This is a genomic window from Roseibium aggregatum IAM 12614 (assembly GCF_000168975.1).
In the GTDB taxonomy this organism is placed as follows: Bacteria; Pseudomonadota; Alphaproteobacteria; order Rhizobiales; family Stappiaceae; genus Roseibium; species Roseibium aggregatum.
In genome coordinates, this window is the sequence record NZ_AAUW01000009.1 from 1 (window position 1) to 21136 (window position 21136).

Below are 21136 nucleotides of genomic sequence, written 5' to 3' on the forward strand. Positions count from 1 at the left end.
GCTTCAGCCCGAAGCCGAGCAGCAGTTTCTTCAGGCCCTTGCGCACCCAGAAGAGGAAGACGGTGGCAGACACACCGATTGCGAAGGTGATCCAGTTGATCTCGCCAAGGTGCTGCAGGATGGAGCCCAGGATGTCGTAAAGCGTATGCCCGTTCGCCTTGACGCCCAGGATATGCTTGAGCTGGCTGGAGGCGATCAATAGCCCCGAGGCGGTGATGAAACCGGAAATCACCGGATGGCTCAGGAGGTTCGCCAGAAAGCCGAGACGGAACAGGCCCATGGCGATCAGCATCAGGCCGGACAGGAAAGCAAGAATGATCGCCGCCCCCAGATATTCCGGGGTGCCCTGTCTGGCCAGCTCACCAACGGCGGAAGCCGTCATCAGCGAGACGACGGCAACAGGTCCGACCGCCAGCGCGCGGCTGGTGCCGAACAGGGCATAGGCGACAAGCGGCAGGATGGACGCGTAAAGCCCGACTTCCGGCGGCAGACCGGCCAGCAGCGCATAAGCAAGAGACTGCGGGATGAGCATGATCGTCACGATCACGGCGGCAACGAGGTCGTTCGTCGCCGTTTCCCTGTCATAGCTTTTGCCCCAGTCGAGAATGGGCAGGTAGCGCTTGAGGCGGATCATTTTTCTTGGCCTTTGTCGGGGCTGGTAAAAACGCGAGCCGGAAAGCCGGCTCGTGTTGCAGGTTGATGTCTTGGCGCCCGTTTGCCGGGTTTGTTATGCTGCCGTTACTTTTTCCGGCTTGGCCAGCCATTCCTTGCCGCGCAACATGGCGCGCCAGTAGATGGGAGGCAGGATGCGCTCCTTCAGGAGCCATGCAGTGCGCGTTGGCTTGGTCCCGTCCACCAGCCAACGCGGGAAGCTCGGCAACAGCGTTCCGCCATAACCGAACTCGGCCAGGACGATCTTGCCGCGTTCCACGGTGAGCGGACAGGAGCCGTAACCGTCATATTGTGCCGTCGCGCTGTGGCCTGCGATATCGGAGACGATGTTCTGGGCGACCACAGGTGCCTGTTTGCGTGCGGCCGCGGCCGTCTTGGCGTTCGGCGCATTCATGACATCGCCGAGCGACCAGATGTTGTCGAAGGTCTTGTGACGCAGCGTGGTCTGGTCGACGTCGACCCAGCCGGCAGCATCCGCCAGAGGCGACACGCGGATGAAGTCGGGTGCGGTCTGCGGCGGCGTGACATGCATCATGTCGAACTCGACTTCCACCTGGCGCGGATCCTTTTCCGGTTCCTTCACCTCGAAGATGGCTTTCCTGGCGGGGCCGTCAACGGCGATCAGATTGTGGAAGAAATTGAGCCCGGCATTATAGCGCTTCACGTAGTCCATCAGCGCAGGCACGTAGTCCTTCACACCGAACAGCACACCGCCGGCATTCATGAACTGGATTTCAATCTTGTCGAGTGTGCCGGACCTCAGCCAGTGGTCAGCCGAAAGATACATGGCCTTCTGCGGCGCACCGGCGCATTTGATCGGCATCGGCGGCTGGGTGAACAGCGCCCGCCCTGCCTTCATTGTCTGCACCAGGTGCCAGGTGTAGGGTGCCATGTCGTAGCGATAGTTGGAGGTGACACCGTTCTTGCCGAGCGTGTCGACAAGCCCTTCGACCTTGTGCCAGTCGAGCTTCAGCCCGGGGCAGACCACCAGGCGCCCGTATTTGACCACCCGGCAGCCGTCCAGAACAACGGCATTGTCCTTCGGCTCGAAGGCGGCGACGGCCGACTTGATCCAGTGAACGCCCTTGGGAATGAGGGACCCCATGGTCTTGGCAGTGTCCGCCGCATCGAAGATGCCGCCGCCGACCATGGTCCAGCCCGGCTGGTAGTAGTGGACGTCCGCCGGATCGATGATGGCGATCTCCAGATCCGACTTGCGGGAAAGCAGACTGGAGGCCACGGAAATGCCGGCCGCGCCGCCCCCCACGATGACGATATCGAAGCGTGCATCCTCGGCTGTTTCGGTCGGCGTGCGTCCGCCATTGGCGATACGCCGCACCACGCCTGCCATGTCGTAGCCAGCGGCCTTGGTTTTGGTGAGGATATCGGACAGCGGCAGCTTTTCGGCCTGGGACAGCGACCAGAGCGTTGCCGAGCGTGTGCCGGTCCGGCAATAGGCCAGGATCGGTTTCGGCAGGCTTTCCATCAACCGGCCGAACTCTTCTGCGTCCTCATCGCCGACCTTGCCTGCGACGATGGGCAGATAGCGTGCTTCAAGGCCGAGCTTTTGGGCGGCAGCCTCGATTTCCTCGAACGAGGGCTGGTCGGCGCCTTCCCCGTCGGGACGGTTGCAGATCACCGAGCGAAAGCCCTGCTGTGCAAAGTCGGCCATGTCCTCGGGTTTTACCTGGGGAGCCACCGATATCTGGGAATTGATTGCTTTCATGGGTCCTGTCCGCCTCCTCCCGGCGATGAAGTCGAGACCGTGTTTCGCAGTCGCCCGCCCCGTGATTACACACGGGGCCCTGGCCGACTGCTCCGGTTCTGTTAGAGAGCCTGTGAGAAGGCCCTGTTAGAGACCCCGATCAGAGGCCGTTGACCGGCACTTTGAGGAAGGTCTTGCCGCTTTCGTCCGCGGGCGGCAGTTTGCCGGCGCGCATGTTCACCTGCAGCGAGGGGATGATCAGCTTCGGCATGTCGAGCTGGGCATCGCGTTCCGTCCGGAACTTGACGAACTCTTCCTTGGTCTTGCCACCGCCGACGTGGATGTTGTGTTCCTTTTCAGCGCCCACGGTGGTTTCCCACTGGATGTCGCGGCCGTTCGGGCCATAGTCGTGGCACATGAACAGGCGCATGTCGTCCGGCAGCGCCAGCACCTTCTGGATGCTGTCGTAAAGCGTTGCCGCGTCGCCGCCCGGAAAATCGGCCCGGGCCGAACCGCCGTCGGGCATGAACAGCGTGTCGCCGACAAAGGCAGCATCGCCCATCACATGCACCATGCAGGCCGGTGTGTGGCCGGGCGTATACATGGCAAAGGCGGTCATCTCGCCAATCTGATAGACGTCGCCGTCCTGAAACAGACGGTCGAACTGGCTGCCGTCGCGCTGGAACTCCGTGCCTTCGTTGAACACCTTGCCGAAGGTTTCCTGAACCACAGTGATCTTGTCGCCGATGCCCAGCTTGCCACCCAGCTCCCGCTGAATGTAGGGCGCGGCCGACAGGTGATCGGCGTGAACATGGGTCTCGATCAGCCATTCCAGCTTGAGATCCTTCTCGTGGATATAGGCGATGATCTGATCGGCATGGTCATAGGTGATGCGGCCGGCGGCATAGTCGATATCCATCACGCTGTCGACAACGGCGCAGGCGTTGGAGGCCGGGTCCTTGACCACGTAGCTGATGGTGTTGGTGGCCGGGTCGAAGAAGGGGGTAACTTCGGGTTTGACCCCCATGTCGACCGGATAGTTTGAATTGCTCATATCAGTCTCCCGTTTGTTTTGCCGGCAGAGCCGGGTCAGGCCTTTGCGGGTTGCTGGCGATTGCCGAGGGCGATCATCCATCTTGCGGTCAAAATGCCCGCGACGATAGCACCGGCGGTCAGCACGGGCTCCATGCCAAGTCCGAGAACCGGCACGAGGCCGCCCGGGCAAAAGCCGCTAAGGCCCCAGCCGATGCCGAAAACCGCCGAACCGCCAATCAGTTTGGCGTCGAGGTCGGTCGTCGTGGGCAGGGTGAAGCCCTGCGCCAGCAACGGCGCGTTCATCCGGAAGACCAGACGATAGCCGATGGCCGTGACAAGAAGCGCACCGCCCATCACGAAGGCAAGGCTCGGGTCCCAGGTGCCGGCCACATCAAAGAAGTTCAGCACCTTGGCGGGGTCGCCCATGCCGGAAATCAGGATGCCGCAGCCGAAGAGGAGGCCAATGGCAAAGGCGGAAAGAAGTTTCATGCCGTTATCCTCCAAAGACGTGGCGTGTCAGGTAGACGGTCACGCCTGCGGTCGCCATGAACGTGACGGTGGCCACGATGGACCGTGCCGACAGGCGCGAGATGCCGCAGACACCGTGGCCGCTTGTGCAGCCGGAGCCATAGGTCGTGCCGATACCGGTCAGAAAGCCGCCGACAACCAGCAGCAGCGGGGATGACGGCACGGTGATTTCCGGCAACTGGCCGGTCACGCCGAACATGATCAGCGGGCTGGCAACCATGCCGGCCAGGAAAGCCGCGCGCCAGGCCCAGTCCTGATTGAACTGGGTCGTCAGAAATCCGCTGGCGATGCCGTTGATGCCGGCAATGCGTCCGAGCACAGCCATCAGGGCAACCGTGGCAACGCCGATCAGCGTTCCACCCAGGAAACTCATAAGGGGTGTAAAGTCAGTCATGATGGACCCTTGATTACGATATATTCAGATATATGAATATAAGAAAAAAGTATCAAGGGGTGAATTTATCATCACAGCTTCAGATGGACGAAGATAACCCCCTGGGTAACTGGCGGCCACACCACCTTACGCCAGTCAGTAAGTTTCGGACAGAAGCTTGACGGACCCAGGTGCACGTTGGATTCGTATGATCCAAAAAGCCTTTGGGGGACTTGATGTAATCGTCTTACGGTCTGCCGTCCGCAGCCACCATCCTGGTGCGCTGCTTGTGGCGGCCTTATGGGTTTTCTCCGGCAGCCAGGCCGCTTTTCCGGCTGAAGAAACAGCCAGAATTGCGCTGAAGCTTTTTGGTAAAAATGACGTCGAAACCCCGGAAAAGCAAGACGGCACTGGCCCGGGGACTTGGCGATGGCGGTCGCCAAAGGATGCTCCGCCTGATCGATGGGCCGGGCGAAGTGCTCGAACTGGAATTGCTTCTCTTGCGCGAAAAGAGCGACTGCGACAAGACGGTTACCGAGCCCGAGGATTGGCCCCTGATTTATCAGTCGTATTGATGTCGGACGGGGGTAAGGGCATGGGTCCAAAATCGAAGCCGAGCACGACTTCGGTGCTGTCAGCCCGCGTTCGTGTTACCGAGCCGGGCAGCAGATGGGCGGGGTTGTCGGTCGGAGCGGGGGTCTCGATATCCGTCTTCGGTCCGGAAAACTCGCCCATCGGGCGCAGAATGTCCTCATGCACCACACTGCCAAGGTAAAGCGGATGCAGGTGTCCCGCTTCCAGGATGGCGTAGCGACTCGGCCAGAGCCGCAACACCCAGCGGCCGCTTTTATCCGCGTCCGCCGACTGGTCCTTGCGGATGAGCACGAGCGCCGGTTGCCGCCCGTTCTGGCTGCGCGGCAGGATGGGCAGCGAATCCGGAGGTGTCTTGCCTTCCACGAAACCGCTTGCGGTCGAAAGCGACCATTTCGGTGGTGTCTGCCAGCCATCGGCTTCCGACGCCTTGGCAAAACGGTCCAGGGATCCGGCGTATTGGATCACCAGCGGTTCTTCCGTATCGCCGTTCAGTTCGATGCGTCTGGCAGGCAGGGCCCGCCAGCCTGTCGCGAGCCAGCCTGTCGAGGTCAGCACTTCCTTGTTGGAACGCGGCTGATAGATTTGCAGCGCCTTGTCGTAGGTGCCCGAAAGGTGCCAGGCACCGAAGATCCCGAGCGTTGCCACAACGATGACGGCAAGTGTCGTGCGGCCGATCTTCTCGTTGTGGATCGGGCCGAATACGAAGGCGAAGGCCGAGACCATGCCGATACCGAACAACAGCCCGGCCAGCACATCCGACATCCAGTGGGCGCCGAGGTAGACGCGCGAAAAGCCGATGGTGATGACCAGTGTCGCTGTAATGGTGAAAATGCTGGCCTTGGCCCAGCGGCTCAGATCATGCGCGATGAGCACGGCGCAGATGCCGTAGAGCACGGCATTCAGTGTCGCATGGCCGCTCGGAAAGCTGTAGGCGTCGGCTCCCGCATAAAGCTCTATCGGCCGTGACCGGTGCAGCATCAGCTTGAACAGAGGCACGAAGACGGCCGTGCCGGCTATGGCGATGACGAAGCCTGTGCCGCGCCGCCAGGCCTTCCTCAGGAAAAGATAGGCGGCGACAGCAAGGGAGACAGCGGTCACGACGATGCCGTCGCCGAGCGAGGTCGCGAACACCATGATCCTGTCGCCGACCGGGGTGCGCAGGCTGTCGAACAGGTTCAGGATGGCAAGGTCGGCCCGCACCATCGGTTCGCCGGGGGCGATTTCACCGACGATCCAGAAGAAGGCCGGCAGCGAAACCAGCAGGATGAGCGCCGAGGCCAGCATGCCCGCCGAGCGCGGATGCGCCGGATCGAAAGTAAGTGCGATCCATTTCGAGACGCGGTCCTGACGCCTTGCGAAGCGTTTGATGATGGCCACGTGGGTGTTGGGAAACAGCGGCAGAACGATCAGGATCAGCCAGCGGCCGAGCATCACCGCCAGAAAGACGATAACCAGCAGCGCCCCAAGCACCAGCGCCAGCCGTCCGCTGATCTGGCCGATGGCGTCAAGCGCCGATCCGGCGATGATGCCGGGGGCGATATGGGCAACCGTCCAGGCAAAGGCGGAGGTGACGTTGACCACAGTAAACCGGGTGAAATTCATGCCGGCCATGCCGGCGATACCTGGAACCACCGACTTCACGCCGGGCACGAAACGGCCGATAAAGACGCTCTTGCCGCCATGCCTCTTGAAGAAATTCTCGCCGCTTTCCACGATGTCCGCGTATTTGTGCAGCGGCCACATCGTCTTGATCTTGTCCTTGAAGGTGTAACCGATCCAGTAGGAGATCGCGTCACCCGCGGTGGCGCCGAGGGTCGTCCAGATGAACAGCGGAACAGGATCCAGCTTGCCGAGCCCAACCAGCGTACCGGCGCCCACCAGCACCACCGTCGTCGGCACGAACAGGCCGATCAGGAACAGCGCTTCGCCCATGGCGGCCAGAAAACAGATCAGACCTGCCAGGGATGGATTGTCCGCGATAAAGGTCAGAACGGGATCAAGGAATTCGGTCACGGGGTCGGTCGTACGGATCGAGAAAAGTCAAAAACAGTCAAATGTTAGGCCCCTTCGAAGACCCGAAGGAACTTGTTATCGCTTCATATAGGCGCGCTGCCTTCCATCCGATAGCGAAAAATTGAAATGCATGTCCATTCCGCAAGAATGAAGCAAGAGATGGTTTTTTAAGCGCCACTGTTTCAAGATGCAGCCAGTGCGTTTTTCTATTGAGGTCTTCATGTTCGAATCCGCCCGCCTGCCGCAAAACATGGACAAGAAAACCTTCAAGAAACTGGAGCCGCAGTTGCGCGAGGCGCTGCTGACGGCCCAGTTGCCTGTTGTCGAGAAACAGCCGTTTTCGACGATGATCCTGGTCGACGGCCTCGATGGCGCGGGCAAGGGCGAGGCGGTTGCCAGGCTGTACGGCTGGATGGATGCGCGCCATCTGGTCTGCAACGCCTACGGCGAAATGATGGATGAAGCCCGGTTGCGCCCGCCGCTGTGGCGCTACTGGCGTGATCTGCCGCCCAAGGGCGAAACCGCAATCGTGTTCGGAAGCTGGTATCAGACCGTTCTGCGGGACTGGATCTACAAGAAGATCGATGAAGACGCCTTCGACAAGGCGCTGACCCGCATCCGCCGGTTTGAGGAAATGCTGGCGAACGAGGATGTGCTGATCCTCAAATTCTGGTTCTACCTGCCGAAGAAGGAACAGGAAGAGCGGCTGAAGCACATCGAGAAAAAAAATGTCGCGCGTCACGTGCTGGCCGACTGGGCGGCATTGAAGCACCACAAGAAGGCAAGCGAGGCCGGCGAAAAGATCATCCTGGAAACCAGCAAGGGCTATGCACCCTGGTTCGTCATCCCCTCGCAGGACCCGGAATATCGCGATGCGGCCCTGGCGCAGACTGTTGCCGATGCCATGAAGCTGAAGCTGGAGAACGGCGAGCCGCATTCGATTGCCGCGCCACCGGTTGTCGGCGGACTGAAGCGGGAAACGGCGGTTGATACCATCGACCTGACGGAAAAACTGGACAAGGGCGAATACGAAGAGCTGCGCGACAAGTACCAGAAGAAGCTGTCCGATCTGTCGGACATGAAGTCCCTGTCCAAGACCGGCGTCGTGCTTGTGTTTCAGGGCAATGACGCCGCCGGCAAGGGCGGCGCGATCCGCAGGGTGATCCGCCCGCTCGATCCGCGCATCTACAAGGTTCACCCGATTTCCGCCCCCAGCGACGAGGAAAAGGCCCGCCCCTACCTGTGGCGCTTCTGGCGGCGGGTGCCTGCCAAGGGCCATTTCGCCATTTTCGACCGGTCCTGGTACGAGCGCGTGCTGGTGGAACGGGTCGAGGGCTACGCCGGTCATGACGACTGGCTGCGCGCCTACAATGAAATCAACGAGTTCGAGCAGGAATTGACCGATTTCGGCTACATCGTCTGCAAATTCTGGCTGGCGATTTCCGAGGAGGAACAACTGCGAAGGTTCAAGGCGCGCGAGGAGACCGCCTACAAGCAGCACAAGATTACCGACGATGACTGGCGCAACCGCCTGAAATGGGATCAATACGCCATCGCCGCCGGCGACATGATTGACCGCACCTCAACCCACTACGCGCCCTGGACGCTGGTTTCTTCCGAAGACAAGCGCCACGCCCGGATCAAGGTGCTGAAGACGATCTGTGACCGGCTGGAGGAAAAGCTTTAGTCCATAATGGGCTTAAACCCTGTCGTGCTTGGGTGTGGCTCCATAAATAGCAGCCTCATCCTGAGGAAGCGCGCAGCGCTGTCTCGAAGCAACCATGTTTTTAGGTGCTCATCGGCTGCCATTCCCTATTGTCCCTGACCATTGCGTTGAGGATGGTCAGGAGTTTCCTGGAGCAGGCGATGATTGCCTGTTTCTTGCCTGTTCCACCTTTGATGAGGCGTTCGTAGAAGGTTTTGATGATGGGGTTGTGGCGTGCCGCTGACAGGCTTGCCATGAACAGCATCCTGCGCACCTTGGCCCTGCCGCCGGCGATCCTGCGTTGCCCCCGCATCATGCCACTGTCTCTGGCGAAGGGCGCGACGCCAACCAGGGCAGCAATGGCCCGCCGCGAGACCTGCCCCAGTTCGGGCAGGAACGCCAGGAGGCTGACGGCGGCGACCGGCCCGATGCCCGGAACGGCCCTGAGCTGGTCATAGCGCTGGCTCACCTCGGCCTTTTCGCGAATGCAGCTCTGGATCATGCGGTCCAATTCCGCAAGCTTGGCCTCTATCGTCTCCAGTATATCCCGGTGCATGCGCTCCAGATCAGCATCGTCATTGAGGCCGAGCTGATTGCGCAGCCGGGTCTTCTCGGCAACAAAGCTGTCCCGAGCAGAGGCATAGCGCGCAAGCTTCGCCTCGACGTCGCCCGGACGAGGAGCCGACGGCGGATCAAACACCTGCGCATAGTGGGCCAGAACGGCTGCATCCAGCCGGTCGGTCTTGGCCAACCGACTACCGGCCTTGGCAAAGTCCCGGGGGCGGGCCGGATTGACCACACAAACATGGTATCCCTGCTGCTGCAGCGCCTGCACCGCCTTGCGTTCATAGCCACCCGTCGCCTCAAGGACCACGCGCTCGACTGGATGGGATGACAACCATCCCTCAAGAGCCGCATGGCCGTCACCATCATTGGGAAACCGCTGGCTTTTGCCGACTGGCAGAACATGCACATCCAGCGCTGCCTTCGACACGTCAATTCCGACAAAGTGCTTGGTCTCGTCCATCTGTCCCTGCCTTATCTACGCACTCTTGCGCGAGCAACCATTCGGGATAAGTTGGAAAGTGGACCGGGAACCTGGCTTCGAACGGACTTGCCGAGTACCCAGGATGGTACGGTCTCCGGCCCACTTGGGAGGGCAGCAACCGGCCCTCCCAAGACCAATCTAATCAAATCTCAACAGATAAGGATGAGGGCTGGGTGGGTGAAGTGGAAGACCACCGATCTCAGAGGGCCGTCGCCAGATAATCCATCGCCGCCTGCACACCGCCGCGACCGTGAGGAATGCCCAGTTTCTGGAAGCCGAGTTCGATGGCTGACAGCGTGCCCAGCAGCATGACCGCGTTGACATGGCCCATGTGGGCAATGCGGATGCCCTTGCCGGACAATTCGCCGATGGTCCCGCCGATGGTGACACCGCAGACTTCCTTGGTGAAGGTTCTGAGGGCTGCCGCATCGCCTTCGTTGAACCGTACCACGGTGACGGAGTTCGAGCGGGCATGCGCATCGGTGATGTTGAAATCGACCGCGCCCTTTTCCGCCCAGACCGCAACGGCCCGCCGGGTTGCCTCACCCAGAAGGGCGTGCCTGTGCCAGGTTTTCTCCAGCCCTTCCGCAAAGATCAGGTCGAGCGCCTTGTGAAAGGCGAACAGCAGATGCTCTGGCGGGGTGCCGCAGTATTTCTGGTAGTGCTCCGGCCCCTGCCGAAAGGTCCAGTCGGTGTAGTTTGTGCGCAGCTCCGCCGTCTCATGTGCCTTGTCGGCTTTCGGTCCGGCTGCGACAAAGGAGAGGCCGGGCGGGCACATCAGGCCTTTCTGCGAGCCCGTCAGCGCCACATCGACGCCCCAGGCATCCATTTCAAACGGCATGCAGCCAAGCGACGCGATGGTATCGACCATGAAAAGTGCAGGGTGCCCGGCGGCATCGATGGCCTTGCGCAGGGCAGCAATATCGTTCCAGACACCGGACGCGGTATCGACCTGAACCACCAGAATTGCCTTGATGTCGTGAGACCCATCCTGTTTCAGGCGCGCTTCCAGCCCGGTTGGGTCAACGCCCCTGTCCCAGGCACCTGGCAGAACCTCGATCTGGAGATCCAGCACATTGGCCGCTTCACCCCAACCAACGGCAAAACGGCCGGATTCCAGCACAAGAACCCTGTCACCGCGCTTCAGCGTGTTGCACAGCGCGGCATCCCAGGCGCCATGGCCGTTGGCGGCATAAATGTAGGTCTTGCCTTCTGTCCGGAAAAGCCGCTGCAGGCCGTGCAGGCAGAACCGCGTGGTTTCCAGAAGGGGACCTTCGTAGATATCGACCGCAGGCCGGTGCATGGCCCGCAGGACTTCCTCCGGCACGTTGGTCGGTCCTGGAATCATCAGAAATTCTTTGCCATTGCGAAGCGTCATGGCCGGGTCCTCGTTTGAAGGCAGATCCTGTGCGGAGGGGATTGGGCAGCCGGGGCCGCCGGAGGGGTTGTCTAGTGTGAAAATTGCCCGGCTGCACGCATCCGTCAAGACACCAGTTCCACGCCTGCCAGATGGCGGCCTCAGGAACTCTCGATCGTGCGGTTGCGAAATGATGTGGGAAAGAGAGCTCGCCATCGGAAACGGCTTTCGCCCGGAAGCGGTGCGGGCGATAAGAGTTGGCAAACAGCCATTAACGATGATCTACTTGATGGAGCCCCACCGCTCCTGGGATCAGGTGTCTTTTGGCTGAAAAGAAAATGTCTTGTTTCCGCTAAGTAAATTCTACAAGTTAGAGACCGCACGGTCTCGTCGTTTAGGCGTTGTTGAAGCATGATCCTGGTTGAAGAAGGACAAAGCCCGCTTATCGTCTGCTTGCCCCATTCGGGCACGGATATTCCGAATGCTGTCGAAAAAAGACTGAACGCCACGGGCAGGCTTCAGGCAGATCTCGCATGGCGTCTGGAACGTGTGTTCGACTTTCACGGCGAGCTGAACGCAACGGTGCTTCGCTCCTCCATCTCCCGTTATGTCATTGACCTGGACCGCGACCCGAAAACCCCTGTCAGCGCCGCGAACGATCCCGCGCGGGCCCTTTGTCCCGCGACCACGCTGGACGGCAAGCGCATCTATCAGGAGGGGGAGGAACCCGGTCCGACCGAGATCGAACAGCGTTCACTGCTTTTCTACACGCCGTTTCACAAGGCCCTGCGGCACCAGATCGACCGTCTCCTGCGCAGTCATGGCAAGGTGATCGTGCTGGATTGCCAGTCCATGCGGTCGCATATCAAGGGCGTGACCGACAACGGCCTGCCGATAGTCAGCATTGGAACAGCGGGTGGAACATCCTGTGATCCGGACCTGCGAAATGTGCTGGTCGGCTCGTTCAAGGGGTTGGAAGGCTTCACGGTCAGCGTTGATGAACAGATCAAGGGTGGCTTCATCACCCAGACCTTTGGCCGGCCCGAACGCGGCCTGCACGCCATGACCCTGCTGCTGGCACAGCGGTCTTACCTGCGCCATGAATCGCCGCCGTTCGAACCGGACAAGGCGCGGATGGCACGCCTGAAGGTGGTTCTGCAGGACGCGTTGACCCGGCTGGTGGACTGGACGTCCATCAGCGACGCGTCAACCGGTTCCCAAAGCCAGAACCAGAACCAACCCTTGCCGGTGGATGCGCCTGCTCAGGACGAGGCGGCAGCTGAAGAGCCGGACGGCGCCATTGCTTCGGATGAACCGGACAAGGCTGAGCCGGCTGCCGAAAGCGCATCAGAAACTCCGGGAGACCTTGCGCAAGACACTGTTGATGGCGCGCCCGAAAAGGCCGAAGCCATTCCCGTTGATCCGAAAAGCCTGCCCAGGGTGTCCAGCGCCCAGACGAGCAAGGTCGAGGATGGCCCCGTCACGCCTTTGCTGGTTGCCGAATAGGCCTCAGACTGTCAGACCACATTCTTTTCTATGATCGGCGTTCCGGCGGCGAGACGGTCGAATGCCAGCGGCGAAAGATCCAGCGTCTGATAGCTGCCGGTCGCGATCAGTTCCGCAAGTCCGCGCCCGACTGCTGGCGACTGCTGCAGTCCATGACCTGAAAACCCGAGCGCCAGATAGAAACCGTCCAGCCCCGGCACTGCGCCGACGAAGGCGTTATGGTCGAAGAGGTTCATGTCATAGCACCCCGCCCAGGCAGCCCCCGGACGGATGGCCTCGAACGCGGGAACGCGCGTGGCCAGTGTCGGCCAGATATGCTCTTCGAAAAGCTCGTAATCGACGTCGAAATCGTGGCAGTCCGGATCGCGGTCTTCTGGCGGCGCCGACCCGCAGATATAGCCGGTGCCTTCCGGGCGTGCATAGGTGCCGTTCGGGTCGATCAGCAGCGGAAAACGCTCCAGCCTGTCCTTGCATTCAAAGGTAAAGACGCAGCGCTTTTTCGAAACGATCGGCACATCCAGCCCTGACTGACGGCAAAGCTCGGCCCCGCCGGACGCGCCCGCGCAGTTGACGATAACGGGCGTCGACAGCGTCTCGCCGGACGAAAGTGTCACCGTCCAGCCGCCAGCACCGTCTTTTTCGACTGTGGCCTTGGCAGCGAGATAATCGACCCCCAGCGATCGGGCTTTCTTACGGAAAGCCTGCATCAGGCCATAACCGTCGAACCAGCCTTCACCGGTCAGGCCATGACAGCCGGCGGCCAGGTCGGAAACCTCCAGCCAGGGAAATTTCGCCTTCAGACCATCCGGGTCAAGAAAGGCGATGTCCGCGCCCAGCTCCTGCTGCAGGCGATGATTTTCTTCAAGGATACCGAGCTTGTCGGGCGTTGCCAGAAACAGGTAGCCGCCTTCGTGAAGATCGATCGCGGGCCTGTCGCCGTTCACATTGAGCGCGGCGCCGATCTCACGCAGGAAGCGGATGCCGTAAAGCGAGATCTCGATGTTGATGGCGCTGGAAAATTGCTGCCGGATAGACGCGGCCGAGCGTGCGGAGGCGCAGGTCTCATAGGCGGGGTCCGCCTCGATAACGACAATGCGTCCGGTAAAATCCTCGCGCATGGCAAGGTGGCAGGCGACGGAGGAGCCCATGACGGCTCCGCCCACGATGACGACATCCGCAGTCTGGTCCGCCATGGAGCCTCCTCGAGCGCTGTCAGGCAAAACAATGGGCCTGCTGACGCAAACCCTTTTCAAGAGAACCGAACGAGAGACGGGCGGCCGGGCCGCCCGCATCAAATGTCATGCTGTCAGGGTCTTAAAAGAACGCCTGCAGGCCGGTCTGCGCACGGCCGAGGATCAGCGCATGAATGTCATGCGTGCCTTCATAGGTGTTGACCGTTTCCAGGTTCTGGGCGTGGCGCATGATGTGGTATTCTTCCTGGATGCCGTTGCCGCCGTGCATGTCGCGCGACTGGCGGGCGATATCCAGGGCCTTGCCGCAGTTGTTGCGCTTGATCAGCGAGATCATTTCCGGCGCCACCTTGCCGGCATCGAACAACTGACCGACACGCAGCGCTGCCTGAAGGCCAAGCGTGATTTCGGTCTGCATGTCCGCCAGCTTCTTCTGGAAGAGCTGGGTCTGTGCCAGCGGGCGGCCGAACTGTTCGCGGTCGAGGCCGTACTGACGGGCGCGGGTCCAGCAGTCTTCAGCAGCGCCCATCGCGCCCCAGGCAATGCCGTAGCGGGCACGGTTGAGGCAGCCGAACGGGCCTTTCAGGCCGGAGACATTCGGCAGGAGGGCATCTTCTCCCACTTCGACGCCGTCCATGACGATTTCGCCGGTGATGGACGCGCGCAGGGAAAGCTTGCCGCCGACCTTCGGTGCGGTGAGGCCTTTCATGCCCTTCTCCAGCACGAAGCCGCGAATGGCGCCGTCATGGGCTTCAGACTTCGCCCAGACGACGAAGACGTCGGCGATCGGAGAATTCGAGATCCACATTTTCGAGCCGGTCAGCTTGTAGCCGCCGTCGATCTTTTCCGCGCGGGTGCGCATGCCGGCCGGATCGGAACCGGCGTCCGGCTCGGTCAGGCCGAAACAGCCGACAAACTCGCCGGTTGCCAGTTTCGGCAGATATTTCTTGCGCTGTTCTTCCGAGCCATAGGCGTAGATCGGATACATGACCAGCGATGACTGAACGCTCATCATGGAGCGGTAGCCGCTGTCGACACGCTCGATCTCGCGGGCAACCACACCGTAGGCAACATAGGACGCACCGGCGCAGCCGTAGTCTTCCGGCAGGGTAACGCCGAGCAGGCCGAGTTCGCCCATTTCGTTGAAGATGCTGCGGTCGGTCTTTTCTTCCCGGTAGGCTTCGATGACGCGCGGCAGGAGCTTGTCCTGGGCATAGGCGCGGGCGGTGTCCTGGATGAGCTGTTCGTCTTCGTTCAGCTGTTCACGCAGGTGAAACGGATCCTGCCAGTCGAAGGAGCCGCCGCCGGCCGGTGCGGACTTAACGTTTGCGGGTGCGTTCATGATCATGTCTCCCAGGCCGTGGTCCGGCCAATGATGGAAAGCCGTTTGACGGCCAAGGTCATTCTGTTTTCTCTAGTCTTGCCTCAAATCCGTTTGCGTAAAAGCGAAACCTCGTCCATCATTCATGACGAAATGGAATGAAGTAAGGGAATAAGTCATGCGCCGCGCCTTCGTCCCGCCGGCGGACACGCTGATCGCGTTCGAATGCGCGGCCCGGCATTTGAGCTTCACCCGCGCCGCGGAGGAATTGCATCTGACACAGGGCGCGGTTTCAAAACAGGTGCGGCAACTGGAAGACAGGCTGGGCGTCGAGCTGTTCAGGAGGGTGCGCCAGCGCATCGTCCTGACCGACGCGGGCCGGATCTATCTGCACGACATCCGGGGCGCGCTGGAACAGATGACGGCGGCCACGCGGCAGGTGATGTCCTATGCCGGCAGCGCGGACGTTCTGAACCTTGCGGTTCTGCCCACCTTCGGCACCCGCTGGCTGGCGCCGCGGATCGCCGATTTCGGAAGGCGGTATCCGGACGCGGGCCTGAACCTGAGCGTTCGTCTGCAGCCGTTCGATTTCGACGAGGAACCTTTTGACGGCGCCATCCATCATGGCGATCCGGTCTGGGCGGGGGCGATTGCCGAGCATCTGTTCGATGAGGAAGTTGTCCCGGTTGCCTCACGCGTCTTCCGCGACCGGCACGAGATCCGCACACCTGCCGACCTGGCGCGCGTGCCGCGCCTGCAACTGGCAACCCGTCCACTCGCCTGGCGGCAATGGTTTGACCTTGCCGGCGTTGAAACGGACGCGGCTTTTCAGGGCGCGCGGTTTGAGCAATTCGTCATGATCTCGGAAGCTGCGATCCACCACGCAGGGGCCGCGTTGATCCCGCGTTTCTTCGTCGAGGCGGAACTGGCCTCCGGGCGTCTTGTCCGGCTTTTCGACCTCTCCCTGTCGCAGCAGACGGCCTATTATTTCGTTTATCCGGAAGGCCGGACCATGCGACCGGTTGTGTCGGCCTTCCGCAAATGGCTGATGGAGGAAGCCCGCAGCGCGCGCACACGCCGCGAAACGATGCTGCCGGGCTGAAGAAAGCGCCCGGGCAGTGTCGAGGGCTTTTTCGGCGGATGTGTTTGTTCTGCTATCGGGAGAAATTGAAACCCGTTTGCGCATGAGCCATCTTTCGGTGGAACGTTTAGACCCAGTTGGCGTTTTTCAGAGGCACACAACCCCGGCAGGTCTGCCACACATTCTAACTGTCAAGAACCAGTCCAGGGTCATGATCAGCTTTAGCGGCTGAATGGGGTGTCGGCCGCGCTGGTGGCCCGCAAAGGCGAGGACAAGGAGATTTCATTGGAAAAGCACCATCTGCGCCTGATCCTCAACGGCAAGTCTGCCGACAGGGACGATGTCCGTGACGCTGTGGAAGCCGTGCGGGCCATGGGCCACAAGGTCTCCGTCCGTGTGACCTATGAGGCCGGCGACGTGGAAAGACTGGTTCACGATGCCCTGCGCGATCACGAGAACGACAGGATCGATACGCTTGTCAGCGGTGGTGGCGACGGCACCTTGAACGAGGTTCTGGACGCGGCCCTGCACGACTTGAAGGACGGAGAAAAGCCGCCGTTTTCCTTTGCCGTTCTGCCCCTTGGCACGGCAAACGACTTTGCTCACCACATCGGCCTTGACCCGGCGGACGTCACGTCCTGCCTGCGGTTCGCCGCGCGCGCCTCCGCCAAGCCGACGGATATCGGCGAAGTCAACGGCTGTGTTTTCGTCAACATGGCCACCGGAGGGTTCGGGACGCAGGTGACGTCGCAGACCGACCCGAACCTGAAACGGGTTCTGGGCGGCGCCGCCTATCTCTTTACCGGCCTGCAGCGGTTTTCGGAACTCTCCGCCTGCGAAGCGCGCATCGAGGCGGAAGATTTTTCATGGGAGGGCTCGTTCCTGGCCCTGGCCATCGGCAACGGCCGCCGCGCCGGGGGCGGCATTCGTCTGTGCCCGGATGCCATCCTAGACGACGGCTATCTGGATCTGACCATCGTCCCCTTTCCGCAATCGGGCAAGGTCATCGACCTGTTGTCGGCCTTGCTGGACAGCGGCGTGGAAGACATCAACGGCGGCCCGATCCAGCGCAAGGTGCGCAACATGAAGATCGAAACCCAGCAGCCGGTGCAGTTCAATCTGGACGGCGAGCCGATGAATGGACAGTCCTGGCAGATTGGGATAAGGCACCACCAGATCGACCTCAGGCGCTGACGGTCACTGCACCGGCAGGACGAAACGACGTCTCGCCGTCAGCAGGGCCAGGTGCGGGAAGGCGTACGGCACTGCTTTCAAGAGACGGACAGCATGGACGAATACCAGCTCAAGAATTTCCTCAAGTTCGCACCCGCCAGGCTGGGGCTGGCGCCGAAGAAATTTCTGTTTATTCACATCCCCAAGAACGGCGGCATGTCGGTTCGCCATGCCAAGGCGCTTGAGGGCAAGCTTGTGCTCGCCAACCGGCGCCGCCTGAAAAGCAAGGCTTATGCAGACGCCGTGAAGCGGAAAATGGCCGAGTTGGGTGCCCTGCCTGGGTACGAACACGCTAGGTATCGCGATGTAGATCTGTCTGTTCGCAAAGCGACTAAAGCTTTTGCTATTGTCCGAAATCCTTGGTCTCGAACCGTATCCAGGTTCAAATTTGCGCTTCAGACGCGGCAAACAGCTGGTGATCTAATCGAATATTCCCCAAAAGCCTTCGAAGCGTTTCTCGATGAGCGCCATTTATGGGCAGGCGTGGACTACTTTTGGCATAGAGCAATAAGGGGCTGGTATCAGCAGGAAGACTATCTCATAGATGAGAACAATGAAATAACGTTGGACGTAATGCGTCAGGAACATTTGGAAGAAGACTTGAAAATCTATCTCGGTCTGAAAACAGAATTGCAGGCTAGAAATGTAAGTAAGGCAATCAGTAAAGACTATCGCCAAATTTACTCAAATCATACAATCAACATTGTTGCCGATTGGTATGCCGCTGACATCAAGAGATTTGGATTCGACTTTGACACTGCAGCAACCAAGAACGTCTCAGCGTTTTCATAAGGGAAAGGTATAACTCGTGAACGCACAACCTGTTGATGATCAGTTAATAGAGGCATTTGGTTCGGAGATGCCCTTAGGGCTGAATATTCCTGCAGATGGTGTAGTCGCGGTCATTTTAGCCTACAATGAACTGTTACGGTTTCCTTATTTCCTTGAATATTACCGCGCATTAGGAATTAGTCACTTCCTAGTTGTTGATAACAATTCTAGCGACGGGAGTCCTGAGTTCTTAGCGAGTCAGCCCGATGTTCAGTTAATCCGTACAGAGAAGGAATACAGGGACTACAAATCAATCTGGCGGCAACTCCTTTGCGATAGGTATCTCACTGATCGTTGGGTGATTTTTCCCGACGTCGATGAGCTATTCGTTTATCCTGGGTGGCCTGAAAAAAAGATTGATAACATCGTACAATACCTTAACGCGGGTAATTACGCTGCGATGTTCTGTCCGATGGTGGACATGTATCCGGCAGGGCCACTGAGGGACTTAACCTATCGACCAGGACAAAGTTTTTTAGAAGTTTGCCCTTGGTTTGATGCGTCAGGTTACCGCTACAATCCGCTGAAGGGCAGCCATGGTAAGCGTTATAAGACCCCTGCGAGGCATGTTTTTGGTGGGACAAGGGAACGCCTTTTCCATCAGAACTCTAAACGTACGAAAACTGCGTTCGACAGACTGTTGCTCACCACTGTATTTTCGCTCCGCTCGAAAGAGCCAAATAGCGCTTTAGGTCGCAAACTAGACCAGCTAATTTTGAAGCTTGTTAAAAATGCTCTGCCCAGCCCAGCAGCCATACAGAGCAAAATACCGCTTATTAAATGGCAGCGTGGCTATACTTTTTCCGGTGGAGTTCACGGTATTGCGCAACAAATTCCTGTTGCCCCTGTATGGGGAGCCTTATTGCATTTCAAGTATCTAGATGATTTCCAACGTAAGGTGGCTGAAGCCTTGAGACGCAGACAGCACACCGATAATGCAGGGCACTATCGTGAATATGACGCTCAATCATCTGCTGTTATGGAAGTAGGGCTTTTGGGGGACACAAGTCGGTTGTTTCAAGGAGTTCACTCTTTGCAAGACTGTGGACTAGTGCGTGAAAGCCACGACTTTCAAATATTTTCAAGTAAGAACATTTAAGTAGAGCGCGATGAGAAAGAGTCTTTCTGACTATTATAGTAGCATCTTCATCCATTTAGGTGCACATCGAACTGGAACATCCAGGCTCCAAAAATACTTGCTTGAAGTTCAGACAAAAGCAGGAAGTCAAATTTACGATTTTGTCGTGCCACAAATTGCAGGCCAGAGAGAGCAGCCAGATCATCGTAATTTTATAAAGAAATATCTCAAGCAACACGCTCGTTTTGAAAAAAAATATCTTTTCTTTAAAATATTTGAAAGAAAAAATCTGGAAAAAATATTTGACAATTATGTTGAGTTCCTCAATCCCAAATCCAAGACACTTGTGATGTCGGAGGAAAACTTTCTAGGGCAAGCTTTTTACGCAGAGTTGCCCGGAACCCTATATCCAGAAGCAGAGCGAAACTTAAGGGCAGTTCGATCGTTAATTGGGTTAAATATTGAGAAGATTTTTCTATCTATTAGACCGTACCCGGATTTCTTAATCTCCTATGATATTATGCGCGAGGCCTATTTTAATCGAGGAATAGGTCTTGCGAATCTTTCCAATTGGGCCCACGGCGAAATACTTGGTTGGCAAAAGCTTGTAGAAGTTGTGAGGACTGTATTTCCAAACACTGTTATCGAAATCTGGCCTTATGGAGATATCACAATTGAAAGGCAGTTTTCCCGCTTAACCGGGGATTCTCTTTCGAAGGTCGCTCAAGATTTAACTACAGATGTTATAAATGCCTCCGCCACTTTTGAGGCTTTGGAGCTAATTCAGGAAAGACGTAAAACAGGCTTGAGCCTTGGTAAAGAAGATGTAGATAAAATATTAAAATCAATTGAGGGTAGGAAGATTGGTAAAAAAGACGTCTTTTCACTAGCCGATATTGATAGGCTTTCAGAATTATACTTGTTGGAATTAGAAGCTGTAAGAAAGATGTTTAATGTTATGGTTTTTAGGGATAAAATATCTAAGAATTATTGATTGAGAGTGAATTAGCTTCAGCTATTTCAATGGAAGTACAATTGAAAGCGTGCTGCAGAGGGTAAGATGCAAAAGATTTATGGGAAAATTAAAAAAACACGTTTGGGATATTTTCTACAGAGTGACGTACTTCCTATTGACTATGGAATTTTACCTAAAAAAATCTTTGTGTACTGGAATACAGGCATCGAAAATGCTCCTGAGAATTGCCGGTTTTGTGTAAAAAGTTGGCAATTATTTAATCCAAATTGGGATTTAGTAATTCTGGATGACGCTGCTGCAGAAAATATATTGCCTAGATCGACCTTTCCGAAAGACATGGCCATTGCACATTACGCGGACCTTCTAAGAACAACATTACTGTCGAAAAATGGCGGAGTGTGGGTCGATGCCACTTGTCTTTGCACTAAACCTCTAGACGATTGGTTGCCAATGATCTTTGCGCAAACTTCTTTTTTTGCGTTACAGAGGCCTGGTATCGATCGTGAAATTTCTAATTGGTTTTTAGCCTCAAAGACGAACGCGATCATTCCGAAAATTTGGCTGGCAAATTCACTAGCCTTTTGGCGCAGGCGAAAGAAGTTACCTCGTGCCTATTTTTGGCACCATTATATGTTTGAGTATTCTTTACTGACTTCCACGCGGTTTCGCAGAGCTTGGAAGTCCTCACCCAAATTTAGCGCAGTTCCTTTTCATAGATTTCAGAGAACTTTACTGAAAATGGAACTCTCGAATCCGGACAAAGGGATTATTCGTAGCGAACCGCTTCATAAGCTCTGCTATAAACGCGGCTTTACAGTAAAAGACATTAAAAGCTTTATTCAAGAAATTTGGGGTGAAGACTGTCGATTGCTAGAACTGGATGTATAATA

18 protein-coding genes are annotated in these 21136 nt (G+C 57.9%); 8 read left to right on the forward strand and 10 right to left on the reverse strand.

Going from position 1 to position 21136, the window contains the following annotated elements; translation table 11 throughout:
- The 6 genes from SIAM614_RS13200 to SIAM614_RS13230 all read right to left on the reverse strand — a co-directional run.
- Positions 1–634, reverse strand: a 634-nt coding sequence (locus tag SIAM614_RS13200) for a SulP family inorganic anion transporter (RefSeq protein ID WP_040440177.1), incomplete at its 3' end; no start/stop codon positions are given.
- A 93-nt stretch (positions 635–727) separates the two neighbouring features.
- Positions 728–2398 carry a bifunctional protein tyrosine phosphatase family protein/NAD(P)/FAD-dependent oxidoreductase gene (locus SIAM614_RS13205; RefSeq protein ID WP_006935207.1) on the reverse strand — a complete coding sequence of 557 codons (1671 nt, stop codon included), beginning with the start codon at positions 2396–2398 and terminating at the stop codon, positions 728–730.
- Between the two features lie 139 nt (positions 2399–2537).
- A complete protein-coding gene (locus SIAM614_RS13210) occupies positions 2538–3431 on the reverse strand; it encodes an MBL fold metallo-hydrolase (protein ID WP_006935208.1) in 894 nt (297 codons plus the stop codon).
- Between the two features lie 35 nt (positions 3432–3466).
- Entirely contained in the window at positions 3467–3901 is a 435-nt protein-coding gene (locus SIAM614_RS13215; RefSeq protein ID WP_006935209.1) for a DUF6691 family protein, read from the reverse strand.
- Between the two features lie 4 nt (positions 3902–3905).
- Entirely contained in the window at positions 3906–4334 is a 429-nt protein-coding gene (locus SIAM614_RS13220) for a YeeE/YedE family protein (RefSeq protein ID WP_198137321.1), read from the reverse strand.
- 510 nt (positions 4335–4844) lie between these two features.
- Positions 4845–6920 carry a bifunctional DedA family/phosphatase PAP2 family protein gene (locus SIAM614_RS13230; RefSeq protein ID WP_006935213.1) on the reverse strand — a complete coding sequence of 692 codons (2076 nt, stop codon included), beginning with the start codon at positions 6918–6920 and terminating at the stop codon, positions 4845–4847.
- Positions 6921–7140: 220 nt separating this feature from the next.
- Between SIAM614_RS13230 and pap the strand changes: the two genes are divergently transcribed.
- Complete coding sequence (pap, locus tag SIAM614_RS13235) at positions 7141–8607, forward strand: polyphosphate:AMP phosphotransferase (protein ID WP_040440182.1); 1467 nt, start codon at positions 7141–7143, stop codon at positions 8605–8607.
- A 100-nt stretch (positions 8608–8707) separates the two neighbouring features.
- Here pap and SIAM614_RS13240 read toward each other — a convergent pair whose 3' ends face one another.
- Both SIAM614_RS13240 and SIAM614_RS13245 read right to left on the reverse strand, forming a co-directional pair.
- Positions 8708–9652, reverse strand: a complete 945-nt coding sequence (locus tag SIAM614_RS13240) for an IS110 family RNA-guided transposase (protein WP_006935220.1) — start codon at positions 9650–9652, stop codon at positions 8708–8710.
- Between the two features lie 220 nt (positions 9653–9872).
- Positions 9873–11051 (reverse strand): pyridoxal-phosphate-dependent aminotransferase family protein, encoded by a 1179-nt coding sequence (locus tag SIAM614_RS13245; RefSeq protein WP_006935232.1) that lies wholly within the window; start codon positions 11049–11051, stop codon positions 9873–9875.
- Positions 11052–11441: 390 nt separating this feature from the next.
- Between SIAM614_RS13245 and SIAM614_RS13250 the strand changes: the two genes are divergently transcribed.
- A complete protein-coding gene (locus SIAM614_RS13250) occupies positions 11442–12536 on the forward strand; it encodes an N-formylglutamate amidohydrolase (protein ID WP_006935234.1) in 1095 nt (364 codons plus the stop codon).
- 11 nt (positions 12537–12547) lie between these two features.
- On the opposite strand, the gene SIAM614_RS13255 is transcribed toward SIAM614_RS13250, so the two are convergent.
- Entirely contained in the window at positions 12548–13729 is a 1182-nt protein-coding gene (locus SIAM614_RS13255; RefSeq protein ID WP_006935235.1) for an NAD(P)/FAD-dependent oxidoreductase, read from the reverse strand.
- Between the two features lie 121 nt (positions 13730–13850).
- A complete protein-coding gene (locus SIAM614_RS13260; RefSeq protein WP_040440240.1) occupies positions 13851–15068 on the reverse strand; it encodes an acyl-CoA dehydrogenase in 1218 nt (405 codons plus the stop codon).
- A 157-nt stretch (positions 15069–15225) separates the two neighbouring features.
- On the opposite strand from SIAM614_RS13260, the gene SIAM614_RS13265 reads away from it, so the two are divergent.
- The 6 genes from SIAM614_RS13265 (at position 15226) to SIAM614_RS31200 (ending at position 21134) form a co-directional block, all read left to right on the forward strand.
- Complete coding sequence (locus tag SIAM614_RS13265; RefSeq protein WP_006935237.1) at positions 15226–16149, forward strand: LysR substrate-binding domain-containing protein; 924 nt, start codon at positions 15226–15228, stop codon at positions 16147–16149.
- 264 nt (positions 16150–16413) lie between these two features.
- Positions 16414–17322 carry a lipid kinase YegS gene (yegS, locus tag SIAM614_RS13270; RefSeq protein ID WP_040440241.1) on the forward strand — a complete coding sequence of 303 codons (909 nt, stop codon included), beginning with the start codon at positions 16414–16416 and terminating at the stop codon, positions 17320–17322.
- 93 nt (positions 17323–17415) lie between these two features.
- Positions 17416–18153, forward strand: a complete 738-nt coding sequence (locus SIAM614_RS13275) for a sulfotransferase family 2 domain-containing protein (protein ID WP_006935239.1) — start codon at positions 17416–17418, stop codon at positions 18151–18153.
- 16 nt (positions 18154–18169) lie between these two features.
- Positions 18170–19291, forward strand: coding sequence for a glycosyltransferase family 2 protein (locus SIAM614_RS30560; protein WP_006935241.1), 1122 nt, complete (start codon positions 18170–18172; stop codon positions 19289–19291).
- Between the two features lie 10 nt (positions 19292–19301).
- Positions 19302–20264 (forward strand): hypothetical protein, encoded by a 963-nt coding sequence (locus SIAM614_RS13285; RefSeq protein ID WP_006935247.1) that lies wholly within the window; start codon positions 19302–19304, stop codon positions 20262–20264.
- 66 nt (positions 20265–20330) lie between these two features.
- Entirely contained in the window at positions 20331–21134 is an 804-nt protein-coding gene (locus tag SIAM614_RS31200; RefSeq protein WP_081455250.1) for a capsular polysaccharide synthesis protein, read from the forward strand.
- Positions 21135–21136 lie beyond the last annotated feature (2 nt).